Raw genomic sequence first — 14,937 nt, forward strand, 5'->3', positions numbered from 1 at the left:
TCAGAGCCGCTCGCGCAGCAGGGCGCCGAGCCGGGCCGCCATCCGCGGCGAGACGACCTGCGCGTGCCTGCACTCGAACGGGAACGCCTCGACCGCGCCCGACACCAGCGGCCGCCAGTCCTCGGACGCGGGCCGGTGCGTGGACTCGAACCCCTCCTCCGGGACCAGCGCGTCGACCACGACGACGTCGCCGTCGTAGACCGGGTGGACCGCCGAGGCCAACAACCGTTGGCTGGTCAGGTAACTCGCCACGACCGCGGCGATCGTCGCCTCGTCGAACTCGGCCATGATGTCGCCCCGCGCCCGGATGATCTCCACCGCGGCGGGCATGGTCAGCTCATCCCGCTGGGCGGGCGAGAGCGGGTAGTCCAAATCGGACAGAAGACCCACCAGTGCCGCGGTCTCGTCCGTGGGCACGGTGTCCAACGCCGGGTCGAACAGCCGCGAGTCCAGCAGCGCCAGCAGCGAGACCTCCCGCCCGCGCGCCCGCAACTCCCCCGCCATCAGGTGCGCCAGGTTGCCGCCGAACGACCAACCCACCAGCCGGTAGGGCCCCTGCGGCTGGGTGGTGACGATCTCGTCGACGTAGCGGGAAGCCAAGGCGGACAACGACTCGAACCGCGCTGACGGGTCAGCCAGCAATGGCGACTGCAACCCGTACATCGGGATGTCGGGCAGGTGCGCTTTGAGCCCGGCGAACTGCCAGGCGAGTCCGCTCGCCGGGTGTACGAAGAACACCGGCGTGCCCACCCCGGACCGCAGGCGCACCAAGGGCTCCAGCCCGCCCGAGTCCGCCTTGGTGTCCCACCTGGCAGCCAGCGCGGCCACGGTCGGCGCGGCGAACAGCGTGGTGATCGGCAGCACGACCCCGAGCCGGGCGGTGATCGCCGCGCTGAGCCGCACCAACAGCAGCGAGTGGCCGCCGAGGGCGAAGAAGTCGTCGTCCACACCGACCTCGGCGATCCCGAGAACCTCGCCGAACAGTTCGCAGAGCACCCGTTCGCGTTCGGTCGAAGGCCCCCGCACCGCAGCGGGGGCGAAGTCGGGCGCGGGCAGCGCGCGCCGGTTCACCTTCCCGTTGTCGGTCAACGGGAACTCGTCGAGGACGACGAAGGCCGATGGCACCATGTAGTCCGGCAGCCGGTCGGACACCGCGGCTCGCAGCGCCGCCGGGTCGCCACCCACCGTGTAGGCGACGAGCCGGGAGTCCCTGGCCACCACCACCGCGCGGGCCACACCATCCACAGTGGACAGCACCGCCTCGATCTCGCCCGGCTCGACCCGGAACCCGCGCACCTTGACCTGGTCGTCGGCCCGGCCCAGGTACGCCAGCGAGCCGGACGGGGTCCAGCGGGCGAGGTCGCCGGTGCGGTAGAGCCTGCCCGCACCGAACGGGTTCGCGACGAACCTGGCGGCGGTCAGCCCCGGTCGCGCGTGGTAGCCGAGCGCGACACCCGCCCCGCCCAGGTAAAGCTCACCGGCCACACCGGCGGGGACGACCTGGAGCCGCGCGTCGAGCACGTGCGCCTGCGTCGCCCGGATCGGCTCGCCAATGACCACGGGACCACCGTCGACCTCGGCACTGGTCGACCACACCGTGGTTTCGGTCGGTCCGTAGAGATTGACCACTCGGCGAGCCCGCGCGGCGAGTTCGGCGGCCAGCGGTGCAGGCAGTGCCTCCCCGCCGACCAGCACGGTGGTGTCCGCTAGCGATATCCCGGCCTCCAGCACCGCCTGCCACAGCGATGGCGTGGCCTGCATGAACCCGTCGACCGACGGCAGCAGGCGCGGGTCGAGCACCTGCTCGCGCGGCACCACCCGCACGGTCGCACCCAGGGTGAGCGGCACCAGCAGCTCCAGCACCGCGATGTCGAACGACAGCGTGGTCACCGCGTGCACCCGGTCCCCCGGCCCGAAACCGACGACCTCGGCCATCGCGGCGGCGAAGTTCGCCAGCGCGGAGTGCGGGACCAGCACGCCCTTGGGCCGCCCGGTCGAGCCCGATGTGTAGATCACGTACGCGGTGTCGTCCGGATCGGGCAGCGCACCGGGCGTGCCCGCGAACTCGTCGGCCAGGGTCAGCGTGGGCACCGGCACGGGGATGGCTTCGCGCAGCTCAGGGGTGGTGACTAGCAACGTGGGCTGGGCGTCGGTCAGCATGTACGCCAGCCGGTCGGCCGGGTAGCCGGGGTCGAGCGGCAGGTAGGCCGCGCCCGAGCGCAGCACGGCCAGCATCGCCACGACCATCCCGGTCGTGCGCGGCAACGCGAGGGCGACGACCTGCCCCGGCCCGGCGCCCCGCCGGACCAGCTCGCCCGCGAGGGCGTCCACCCGGTCCGCCAGCTCGCGGTAGGTCAGCTCGCCGTCCTCCCCGGTCAGCGCCACGGCCCCCGGCGTGCGGTCCGCTTGGGCGAGCACCGACTCCGGCAGGGTGGCCCGAACTGGCTCGTCGAACCGGTTCCAGCCGGTCAGCAGGGTCGAGCGCTCGGCGGTGTCGAGCAGGTCGACTGAACCGACCCGCAGGCCGGGCTCGGCGGCCAGCGCCGCGACCAGCCGGACCAACCGGGCGGCGATGACCTCGGCGGTGGCCCGGTCGAACAGGTCGTCGGCGTACTCGACGGTGCCGGTGAGGCCGTCGGCCAGCTCGGTGAAGGTGAAGGTGAGGTCGAACCGCGCTGTGGTCGTGCTCTCGGTCTGCTCCGCGGTCTCCACCCCGGGCAGCCCGAGGTCGCGGTCGTCGGCGTCGTGGAAGATGACCATGGTCTGGAACAGCGGGTGCCTGCCCATCGACCGGCCCGGGTTGAGGACCTCCACCAGCCGCTCGAACGGCACGTCTTGGTGGGCGTAGGCGGCCAGGTCGGTCTCTCGGACCCGGCGCAGCAGCTCCGCGAAAGTCGGGTCGCCGGAGACGTCGGTGCGCAGCACCAACGTGTTCAAGAAGAACCCGACCAAGCCGTCGAGCGCCTCGTCGGTCCGCCCAGCGATGGGTGCGCCCAGCGGGATGTCCTCCCCCGCGCCCAGCCGCGACAGCAGGGCGGCGACCGCTGCTTGGGCCGCCATGAACAGCGTGGCCCCCGCCGCTCGGGCCGTAGTCCGCAGCGCTCGCGCGGTCTCGGCGTCGAGGTCGAACCGGACCTCGCCACCGCGGTAGGTCGCCACCGCGGGCCGGGGGCGGTCGACCGGGAGCGCCAGCTCCTCCGGCATCCCGGCGAGCGCGTCCCGCCAGTGCGCCAGCTGCGTCGACACCACGCTACCACTGTCCTCTTCGGACCCGAGCAGCTCGCGCTGCCACAGCGTGTAGTCCGCGTACTGCACTGGCAGCGGCGCCCAGTCCGGCGCCGCACCCGCCTGGCGGGCGGCGTAGGCGGCACCCAGGTCGCCGAGCAGCGGCGCGGTGGACCACTCGTCGGCGGCGATGTGGTGCAGCAGCACGACGATCACCGACTCGGCCGCCGAGAGGCGGAACAGCCAGGCGCGCACGGGGATCTCGGCCGACAGGTCGAGGCCGTACTCCCCCGCCGCCGCGACCAGGGAGTCGACCTCCGCCGGACTCGTGTCGACGACGTCCAGCTGAACATCCACAGTGGACAGCACGTGCTGGCGGGGAACGCCGTCGTGGTCCGGGAAGACGGTGCGCAGGCTCTCATGCCTGGTCACCACGTCACCCAGGGCCAACCGCAGCGCGGCCGCGTCGACCGCGCCGGTCAGCCGGGCCGTCAGCGGGATGTTGTAGGTGGTGCTGGGCCCCTCCATCCGGAACAGGAACCACAACCGCTGCTGGGCGAACGACAACGGCAGCCGCTCCGGCCGCTCGGCGCGCGCCAGCGCCCGCCGGACCGTACCGCCCGCAGGCAGTCGCTCGACCAGACCGGCGACCGTGGACGCCTCGAACACGTCCCGGATGGTCGGCTCCACGCCGAGCACCGACCGGATCCGGCTCACCAGCTTGGTGGCGAGCAGGGAATGGCCACCCAGGGCGAAGAAGTCGTCGTCCAGACCGACTTCCTCCCGGCCGAGCAGGTCGGCGAAGACCCCGGCCACCAGCTCTTCCCGAGGCGTGCGCGGAGCCGGGCGCGGGCCGCCGTCGACCACTGGCTCGGGCAGCGCGCGCCGGTCGACCTTGCCGTTGGCGGTCATCGGGAGCGCGTCGAGGACCACGAACGCCGAGGGGACCATGTAGTCGGGCAGCGCGCTCTTGGCCCAGTCGGCCAGATCCGTGGGCGCGGAGCCGTCGGGCACCACGTGCGCGACCAGGGAAGACCCCTGCCAGACGGTGACGACCGCGGACCGCACGCCGGGGTGGCGCAGCAGCGCGGCCTCGACCTCCTCGAGCTCCAGCCGCATGCCGCGGATCTTGACCTGGTTGTCCGCGCGGCCGACGAAGTCCAGGGTCCCGTCGCCCGCCCAGCGCACCAGGTCCCCGGTGCGGTAGAGGCGGCCTGGGCCGAACGGGTTGGCCACGAACCGTGCCGCGGTGAGGTCCGGCCGGTGCACGTAGCCGCGCCCCAGCAGGTAGCCGCCGACGTACAGCTCGCCCGCGACGCCGGGCGGAACCGGGTTGAGCGCGGTGTCGAGGACGTAGAGCTGGGTGTTCGGGTTCGGGCCACCGATGGAGGTGGCGATCCGGTCGGCGTCGGCGCGGTAGACCACGTGCGAGACGCCGATCGTGGTCTCGGCGGGGCCGTAGCCGTGGTACATCGTGGTGTCCAGCGCGGCCCGGAAGCGGTCGAACAGCTCCGGGGTCAGCACTTCGCCGCCGCACCAAACGTGCTTAAGCCCGCGCAGCGCGGGGGTGCCGTCGGCCAGCTCCAGCAGGGCGTCGAGCATCGAGGACGGCAGGTAGACGAAGGTGACGCCCTCGCCATCGATGAGGTCAAGCAGGTAGCGCGGGTCGCGCTCACCGCCGGGCTCGGCGATGACCACCCGGCCGCCGGTGAGCAGCGGCAGCAGGATCTCGTTGACCGAGATGTCGAACGACAGCGGTGCCTTGAACAGCGCCGCGTCGCCGATCCCGAAGCCGAGCAACCCGCTCTGCCAGACCATCCGCGCGCAGATGGCCTCGTGCCGGATCATCGCGCCCTTGGGCGTGCCGGTGGAGCCCGAGGTGAACATGACGTAGGCCAGCTGCTTGCCGTGCGCGGGCACGTCCGGGCCCGAAGCAGGATGTCCACTGTGGACCCAGCGGTTCAGGTCCGCGGACACGGTGTCCGCGGCGGCAGGCACACCGCCCGGGCCGGTCACGGTGAGCACTGCCCCCGACTCGCTCAGCACGGTCTCCCGACGGGAAAGCGGCCAGGTCGGGTCGAGCGGCACGAAGGCGCCACCCGCCCGCAAGATCGCCAGCAGCGCTACGACCATCTCCGCGCCGCGGGGCAGGCCGATCGCCACCACCCGCTCCGGACCGACACCGCGCAGCCGGAGCTCGTGGGCGAGCTGGCTGACGCGGGTGTCGAGGTCGCGATAGGACAGTCTGGTTGTCCCGGATACCAAGGCGATCTCGTCGGGATGGGCCGCGAACGTGGTGGCCAGCAGCTCCGGCAGGGTCCGGGTGACCTCGGGTTCGGCGGTGTCGTTCCACGTCCGCAGGACGAGTTCACGCTCGTCGGCGGAGAGCAGGTCGACCCGGCGCACCGGCTGCTCGGCGTCGTTGGCGACCGCCGCGAGCAGGCGGACGAGCCGAGCGGCGAGGTTGGCCACGGTGGCGCGGTCGAACAGGTCGGTGGCGTACTCGATCGACCCAGCCATGCCCTCCGGGGTGTCGGCGAAGCCGAACGACAGGTCGAACTTGGCGGTCGTGGCGGCGACGTCGCGGGCGGTGGTCGCGGTGCCGGGCAGCCCGAGATCGCCCTCGTCCCGCGGGGTGTGCGTGACCATGACGTGGAACAGCGGGTGCCGGGCCATCGACCGAGCCGGGTTCAGCAGCTCCACCAGCCGCTCGAACGGCACGTCCTGGTGAGCGTAGGCGGCCAGGTCGGTCTCCCGGACCCGGCGCATCAGCTCGCCGAAGGTCGGGTCGCCGGAGACGTCAGTGCGCAGCACCAGCGTGTTGACGAAGAACCCGACCAGCCGGTCCAGCCCCTCGTCGGTGCGGCCCGCGATAGGCGTGCCCAGCGGGATGTCCTCCCCCGCGCCCAGCCGCGACAGCAACGCCGCGACCGCCCCCTGGACGACCATGAACATCGTGACACCGTTGTCCCGCGCCAGTTCCCGCAGGCGGGCAGCGACCTCGGGCGGCAAGTCGAAACGCAGGTCGGCGCCCCGGTAGGAGGCCACGGCCGGGCGCGGTCGGTCCAGCGGCAGCGCGATCTCGTCGGGCGAGCCCGCCAGCGCGCCACGCCAGTAGGCGACCTGTTGGGCGATCACGCTGCCCGGGTCGTCCTCGGCGCCGAGCAACTCGCGCTGCCAGAGCGTGTAGTCGCCGTACTGCACCGGCAGATCAGTCCACTCAGGACTCTCACCCCGCAGTCGGGCGGCGTAGGCGGCGCCCAGGTCGCCGAGCAGCGGCGCGGTCGACCACTCGTCGGCGGCGATGTGGTGCACCAGCAGCACGATCACCGACTCGTCGCCACCCGTGCGGAACAGCCACGCCCGCACGGGGATCTCGGTGGACAGGTCGAAGGCGTACTCGGTCGCCTCCTGGACCCGCGCGTCGACCTCGGTCGTGTCCACCACGTCCAGCGGGACCACGGCGTCCGCGAGCACCCGCTGGTGCGGCGTGCCGTCATGGTCACCGAACACCGTGCGCAGGCTCTCGTGCCGGGCGACCACGTCGTCCAGCGCGAGCCGCAACGCGGCCGGGTCGACCTCGCCGGTCAGGTGCGCGACGAACGGGATGTTGTTGGTGGCGCTGGGCCCCTCCATCCGGAACAGGAACCACAACCGCTGCTGGGCGAATGAGAGCGGCAGCGGCTCAGGCCGCTCGACCCGGGTCAGCGCCGGGCGCTCTGTGGACACAGTAAGTCGCGCGGCGATACCCGCGACGGTGCGGGCCGCGAACACGTCCCGGATCGAGAGCTCCACGCCGAGCGCGGCGCGCACCCGGGAGGTGAGCCGGGTGGCCAGCAGCGAATGGCCGCCGATGGTGAAGAAGTCGTCGTCCGGGCCCACCTCGGGCAGACCCAGGACCTCGGCGAACAACCCGGCGATGATCTCCTCGGCCGGGGTGCGCGCCGCTCGGCCGCCACCGGCGGCCAGGTCGGGCGCGGGCAGCGCCTTGCGGTCGACCTTGCCGCTGGGCGTGGTCGGCAGTTCGGCGAGCACGACCACGGCGGCGGGGACCATGTTGTCGGGAAGCCGCTTCGCCGCGTGCGCGCGGACGGCGGCCGGGTCCAGCTCCCCGGCGGCCACGACGTAGCCGACGAGTCGCTCGTCCCGCACGGCGACCGACGCGCGGGCGACACCGGGCGCGGTGGCCAGGACGGCCTCGACCTCACCCGGCTCGATCCGGAAGCCGCGCACCTTGACCTGGTCGTCCACCCGGCCGAGGAACTCCAGCGAACCGTTGGCGTCCCAGCGGACCAGGTCACCGGTCCGGTAGAGCCTGCCCCCGCCCGCCGGATCGGCGACGAACCGCTCGGCGGTGAGCGCGGGCAGGTTGAGGTACCCCCGCGCCAGGCCAGGGCCACCGAGGTAGAGCTCTCCCGGCACCCCGGGCGCCACCAAACCGAGCGTGGGGTTGAGCACCACGGCCGCCAGGTTCGCCACCGGCCTGCCGATGACGACGTCGGCGCCCCGAACCTCGGCGAATACAGCATCCACAGTGGACTCTGTGGGGCCGTAGAAGTTGACCGCGGTCACCTCCGCCGTCGCGAGCGCCGCCCACAGCGCCGGGCTGACGGCCTCGCCGCCGGTGCCCACCACGCGCAGATCAGTGTCGAGCAGGCCCTCCTCGATCAACCGGGACAACAACGCCGGGGCAGCGTCGAGGTAGCCGATCCCGTTCGCGCGCACGTAGTCGACGAGCGCGGCGGGGTCCAAGACCGACGCAGGCTCCACAACATGCAGTTCGTGTCCCGCGAACAGCCACAGCAGCCCGTCGACGGACGCGTCGAAGGAAAACGACGCGGCGTTGAGCACTCGCAGGCGCTCCACGGGCATGACCGACGCGCGGTGCGAGGCGAGCAGGTTCACCAAGCCCGCGTGCTCGACCACGACGCCCTTGGGCCTGCCCGTCGATCCAGACGTGTACACCACGTACGCCGCGCCGAGCACCTCAACCGGGGAGAACGGCGCCGGTTCGACGGTGTCGAGGGCGACAGCGGCAGAGCCGAATCGGGGAGCCAGGTCGGCGGTCGTGAGCACGATGCCGGGATTGGTGTCGTAGAGCATGAAGGAAATGCGGTCGTCCGGGTACGCCGGGTCCAACACCAGGTACGCCGCCCCGGACTTCCACACCGCGAGGATCGCCACGACCAGCTCGACCGACGCGGGCAGCGCCAATCCGACGACGTCACCGGCGGCCACGTCCAGTCCGCCCGCCAGGGCAGACGAGCGCTGGTCGAGGTCGGCGAAGGTCAGCGCGCCGTCGGGCGCGACGACCGCGACGGCGTCCGGGGTCTCGGCCACCTGGCGGGCGAACACCGACAGCAGCGAGGTGTCCGCGACCGGGATTCGCGGTCCCTGCCCGGCTTCGGCCAAAGCGAGGCGGTCCTGCGGTGACACAAGATCAACGCTGTGGATCGGGCGCTCGGGGTTCTCCGCCAGCGCGGTCAGCGCCAGGATGAGCCGGTCGGCCACCCGCCGCACCGCCGCGTGGCCGAGGACGTCCGGGCGGAACTCCAGCGACAGCTCGAGCCCGGCCCCGACCTCGGCGGTGAGGGTGAGCGGGTAGTCGGTGGCGTCGGTGCCCGACACCCCGGACACGGTCAGCCCGGCGGCGGCCTCGGCGGCGCCGAGCGCGTCGGTGTCGACCGGGTAGCTCTCGAAGACGGTGAGCGTGTCGAACAGCTCGGGCAGCCCGGTCCCCCGGCGGATGTCGGCCAGGCCGAGGTGCTGGTGCTCGATCAGCACCGACTGGGCCGCCTGCAGCGCGCGGGCCGCCGCGCCCACGGTGTCGGCCGGGTCGACCCGGACCCGCACCGGGACGGTGTTGATGAACAGCCCGATCATCGACTCGACCCCGGGCAGGTCGGCGGGCCGCCCGGAGACGGTCGCGCCGAACACGACGTCGTCGCGGCCCAGTCCGCGCGCCAGGGTGAGCCCCCAGGCGAACTGCACGGCGGTGTTGAGGGTGATGCCCAGCCCCCGAGCGGTCTCGGTGAGCTGGTCGGACAACGCGCGCGAGACCTCGACCGCGACCTGCTCCGGGCGAACCGCGGTGGTCGCCGCGACGCCGGTGCCCGCGACCAGGGTCGGCTCCTCGAGCCCGGCGAGAGCAGTGGCCCACGCGGTGAGCGCGGCTCGCCGGTCCTGTGTGGACAGCCAGGTGAGGTAGTCGGCGAACGGCTTGGGCCTGGGCAGGGCGGTGCCCGCGTAGAGCTGGAAGAGCTCTTGGCCCAGCAGCGGTGTCGACCAGCCGTCGAGCAGCACGTGATGGTTGGTGATCACCAGGCGGTGGCCGCCGTCGGGCAGCCGGACGAGCAGGAACCGGATGAGGGGCGCCGTCGCCGGGTCGAACCGGGTGTCGCGGTCCGCGGCGAGCAGGGCGTCGAGGTCACCGGTCGCCTCACGCCACGGGGCTCGGACCCCGTCGAGGACGAGCTGCACGGGCTCGCCGGAGGGGCGGGCGCGGAAGCAGGCGCGCAGGTTCGGGTGGCGCTCCAGCAGGGCGTCGGCGGCGGTGCGCAACCGGGCGGCGTCGACCGGCCCCTCCAGGTGCAGCACGGTCTGGACGGTGTAAACGTCCTGGTCCGCACTGTCCAAACCGGACAGGAACAGCAAGCCCTCCTGCAACGGCGTGAGCGGCCAGACCTCCGCCAGCCGTGGCTCGGCTGCCGCCAGCGCGTCGATCTCGCCCTGGTCGATCGCCACCAGGGGGAAGTCCGACGGCGTGTGACCGCCGGTGGCGCTGCCCAGCTCGGCGAGCGCGGCGAACCAGTGCGCGCCGAGTTCGGCGATCTTCGCGGCGGTCAGGACGCCGTCGGCCCAGGTCCAGTCGACGGTGAGCACCGGGCCGCCGGGTCCGTCGAGGGTGGTGAGGTCGATCTGCAGCGCGTGGTCCAGCGGCATCGCGGGGTCGGCGCCGCCGCCGATGCCCGCCACCGGCTCCCACGGACCGGCCTCGGCCGCGCCGGAACCGAACCGACCGAGGTAGTTGACCAGCACCTGCGGCCGGTCGAGCGCGGCCAGGCGAGCGGCGGTGTCGGGGTTGAGGTGGCGCAGCAGTCCGTACCCGGTGCCCTCGCCGGGGGTCGCGCGCAGCTGTTCCTTGACCCGCTTGAGGGTCGCGGCGACGTCGGTCGGGTCGATGCCCGCCAGCCGGACCGGGTACAGGCTGGTGAACCAGCCGACGGTGCGGTGCAGGTCGGCGCCGTCGACCAAGCCCTCGTCGCGGCCGTGGCCCTCGCGGTCGAGCAGCAGCGCGGTGCGACCGGGCCGCCACCGCGCGACGGCAACGGCCAAACCGGCCAGCAGCACGTCGTCCACGGTGGCGTGGAAGCGAGCGGGGACGTTGGTGAGCAACGGTTCGGTGAGCGCGGGCGCCAACTCCGTGCGGTGCGTACGCGCGGTCGCGAGTGTGTCCGCCGCGGTGAGGGCTCGGGCGCCGAGCGGCGGGTCGCCGCCGTCGAGCACTCCGACCCAGTGATCGAGCTGCGCGGTGTCCGCGGCGGCCTCGACCAGTCCGGTGGCCCAGCGGCGGAACGACGTGCCGACCGGCGCGAGCTCGTGGCCGTCGTGCGCGGCGGCCAGGTCGGGCAGCAAGATCCGCCAGGACACGCCGTCGACCACCAGGTGGTGCGCGGCGACCAAGACCTGGTCACCGGCCAGCACGACGCGAACGACAACGCCGGCCGCCGGGTCCAATTCACCGAGCACGGCGTCCACGTCCAGCCGCTCCGCCACGCTGACCACGGTGCGCGCATCGATGCGTTCAGCGACCAGCAGCCCCTCAGGGGTCAGCCGGGCGCGCAGGACCTCGTGGATGTCCAGCACTGCCTGCACCGCGCGGACCAAGGCGGACTCGGTGAGTCCGGCGGGCGCTCGGACGACCTGGACCTGGGCGAACCGGTCGATCGGACCACCCAGCTCGAGCAGGTCGCGCATGATTGGGGTGAACGGGACGAGACCAACCCCCGCACCCGCCTCCTCAGACACCGGGACGGTGTCCGTCGTGGCGACCGTGGCGAGCGCCGCAGGCGTGCGCTGCTCGAACACATCGCGCGGGGACAGCCGCAGGCCCGCCGCGCGGGCCCGGCTGACCAGCTGGATGGAGACGATGCTGTCGCCGCCAAGGGTGAAGAAGTCGTCGTCCACCCCGACCGTCGGCAGGCCGAGCACCTGGGCGACCAGGTCGCGCAGCAGCGCCTCGGCGGGGGTGGCGGGCTCGCGACCCGCGGTGACCAGTCCGGCGAAGTCGGGCGCGGGCAGGGCCGCACGGTCGACCTTTCCGTTGGGCAGCAACGGGAACTCGTCGAGCGACACCACCGCGGCGGGCACCATGTGCTCCGGCAGCACAGCACTGGCGTGCGCGCGGGCGGCATCCGCGTCGCCGGTCACGTACGCCACCAGCCGGGCAACGCCGGGCTGGTCCTCGCGCACCACGACGACCGCGCGGCCGGCGACCTCGGCGAGCACGGACTCGACCTCGCCCGGCTCGATCCGGAAGCCGCGCACCTTGACCTGGTCGTCGGCCCGACCGACGAACTCCAGGGAACCGTCGGCGGACCAGCGGACCAGGTCGCCGGTGCGGTAGAGGCGGCCGTCGCCGAACGGGTTCGCCACGAACCGCTCGGCGGTGAGCCCAGGTCGGTTCAGGTATCCCCGCGCGACACCGGGGCCCCCGAGGTAGAGCTCTCCCACGACCCCGGGGCCGACCCGGGTGAGCGCGGTGTCCAGCACGTGCGCCGCGGTGTTGGCGACCGGGCGACCGATGACGACGTCGACACCCGCCACCGGCGCGACCACGGCGTCCACAGTGGACTCGGTGGGGCCGTAGAAGTTGAACGCCTCGGCCCGCGCCGCCGCTAGCCGCCGCCACAGCGCGGACGGCACGGCCTCGCCACCGGTGCCGACCACGGCGATGTCGGTGTCCAGCAGTCCGGCGTCGACCACCTGCGTCAGCAGGGCAGGCGCGGCGTCGAGGTAGCCGATGCCGTGGTCGCGCACGTAGTCGACCAGCGCGGCGGCGTCACCCATGAGATCCGCGTCCGCGATGTGCAGTTCATGGCCCGCCAGCAGCCACAGCAACGGGTCGAGCGCGGCGTCGAAGGAGAACGACGCCGCGTGCACCACCGACCCCGGCCGCATCACCGATACGCGGTGCGCGGCGAGGAGGTTGGCCAAGCCCGCGTGCTCGACCACCACCCCCTTGGGCCGCCCAGTGGACCCAGAGGTGTAGATCACGTACGCCGCGCCGTCGGCGGGCAGCGCGAAGGTTTCTGCGGGCAGGTCCGGCAACTCGCGGAGCACTACCGCAGGCTCGGCGTCAGTGAGCATGAAGTCGATCCGCTCGGCCGGGTAGCCGGGGTCGACGGGCAGGTGGACGCCACCGGCCTTCCACACCGCGAGCAGCGCGACGACGGCGTCGGGCGAGCGCGGCAGCAGGGAGGCGACCACCGACCCCGGGCGAACATCCTGATCACGCAGCCACGCGGCCAGCCTGCCCGAGCGTTCATCGAGTTCAGCGAAAGTCAGGGTGCTGTCGGCGTGCCGGACCGCGATCGCCTCGGGCGTGGCCGCGACGCTGTCGGCGAAGACCTCCAGGACCGAGCCACTGACCTCGACCACCGGCCCACGACTGGCCGTGTCGATCGCCTGTCGCTCCACATCGGACAACAGATCAAGGGTGCGCACCCGGGTCTCGGGAGCCTCGACGAACGCCGCGAGGGCACTGATCAGCTTGCGTGACAACAACTCCGTCGTCATGCCGTCGATCACGTCCGGTCGGTGGTCGATCCACGCGGTCAACCCGTCGGTTGCCTCGGCGGTCAGCGTCACCGGGTAGTTGGTGTCGTCGGTGCCCTCGGCGCTGAGCACGCGCAGGCCCGCGGTCGCCTCCGCCTTGCCCAGAGCCGCCGTGTCGACGGGGTAGCTCTCGAAAACGGTGATCGTGTCGAAGAGCTCCGCGAGCCCGGTGTGTCGCTGCACGCGGGAAAGCCCCATGTACTGGTGGTCCATCACCCTGGCCTGCTCGGCCTGCACGCGCCGCAGGAAGTCGGCGACGGTCTCGGCCGGGTCGAGCCGCACCCGCACCGGCACGGTGTTGATGAACAGCCCGATCATCGACTCCACACCGGGTAGGTCGGCGGGCCTGCCGGACACCGTCGCGCCGAACACGACATCGGCCCGACCGAGGTGCCGGGCGAGCACCAGCCCCCAGGCCGCCTGCAGCACGGTGTTGACCGTGATCCGCAGCGAGCGGGCCACCTCGGCGAGCCGGGTCGCCAGCTCGTCGGTCACCTCGACCGGCACGCGCGCGGTGAGCGAGCCCGAGTTGGACGCTCCGGGCGGGCCGAGCAGCGTCGGCTCGGTGACCCCGGCCAGCGCCGCAGCCCAGGTGCGCTCGCCCGCGTCGCGGTCCTGCCGCGCCAGCCACACCAGGTAGTCGCGGAACGGCCGCACGCGGCGCAGTCCGGACGCCTCGCCGCGGGCTCCGTAGATCTCGAACAGCTCGCCGAGCAGCAGCGGCGTCGACCAGCCGTCGACCAGGATGTGGTGGTTGGTGAACAGCAGCCGGTAGCGGTCCGGGCCCAGCTTGGCGACCAGGAACCGCACCAGCGGCGGGGTGGCCAGGTCGAACCTGGTCGCCCGGTCGCGCTCGAGGATCCGCGCCCACTCGTCCTCGGCGTCGGCCCGCTCGGACAGGTCGACCTCGACCCACGGCAGCCCCACCCGCGCGGGGATGAGCTGCACGGGCCGGTCGCCCTCCTCGGCGGAGAAGCACGCGCGCAGGTTCGGGTGGCGGCGCAGCAGCGCCTGCGCCGACTCGCGCATCAGCTCGCTGTCCAACGCGCCCTCGACGTCCAGCACGGTCTGCACCGTGTAGATGTCCACAGTGGACTTGTCGTAGCCCGCCAGGAAGAGCAGCCCCTCCTGCAGCGGCGACAGCGGCCAGATGTCCTGCAGGCTCACGGGTTTCTCCACTTGGCCTCGAAACGGTCGATCTGGTCCTGGGCCAGGCCAGGGAAGAGCAGGTCGGACGGGGTCAGCCCGCCCGCGCCGGACTCGGCGCCGTGCTCGGCGACCGCGCGCAGCGCCCCGGCGACGCAGGTGGCCAGGTCCCGGATGTCGCGCTCGTCGAACACCCGGTCCGGGAACGTCCAGGCGACCGAGAGCTCCGGTCCCTCGACGGTGCTGATGTCGACCTGGAGCGGGTGGTCGACAGGCATGTCCGCGTCCGCGCCGCCGCCGATGCCGGGCAACGCCGACCACGCGCCCGTCGAGTCGGCCGCGGTGTCGAACCGGCCGAGGTAGTTGAACAAGATCTGCCCGCGACCCGTCAGGTCCGCGGCCGTGTCCGGGTTGAGGTGGCGCAGCAGGCCGAACCCGATGCCCTCGCCCGGCGTGGCGCGCAGTTGCTCCTTGACGCTCTTGACCGCGGTGCCCGCCTCCGGGCCACCGGCGAGCGCGTCGGCGACATCGATGCCGGAGACGTCGAGCCGGACCGGGTGCACGCTGGTGAACCAGCCGACCGTGCGGTGCAGGTCAGCGCCCTCGACGGTGTCCTCGTGCCTGCCGTGCGACTCCAGGTCGACGGTCACCGCGGGCCGGTCGAGGCCGTGGAACCGGCTCGACCAGCGCGCCACGCCCAGCGCCAGCCCGGCGAGCAGGACGTCGTCC

2 protein-coding genes (1 of these 2 cut by a window edge) are annotated in these 14,937 nt (G+C 72.9%); both read right to left on the minus strand.

All coding sequences use genetic code 11. The features are described from left to right. Nucleotides 1–14,229, minus strand: a complete 14,229-nt coding sequence (locus QSK30_RS21615; RefSeq protein ID WP_285505283.1) for a non-ribosomal peptide synthetase — start codon at nucleotides 14,227–14,229, stop codon at nucleotides 1–3. Beyond that, nucleotides 14,226–14,937, minus strand: the end of a protein-coding gene (locus tag QSK30_RS21620; RefSeq protein WP_285505284.1) for a non-ribosomal peptide synthetase. The gene runs 7,979 nt beyond the window's last position; only the last 712 of its 8,691 coding nucleotides appear in the window; its start codon lies off the right edge, out of view; its stop codon occupies nucleotides 14,226–14,228. Before QSK30_RS21620 ends, QSK30_RS21615 begins: the two co-directional genes overlap by 4 nt.

Source organism: Actinokineospora sp. NBRC 105648 (assembly GCF_030269645.1).
Taxonomy (GTDB): Bacteria; Actinomycetota; Actinomycetes; order Mycobacteriales; family Pseudonocardiaceae; genus Actinokineospora.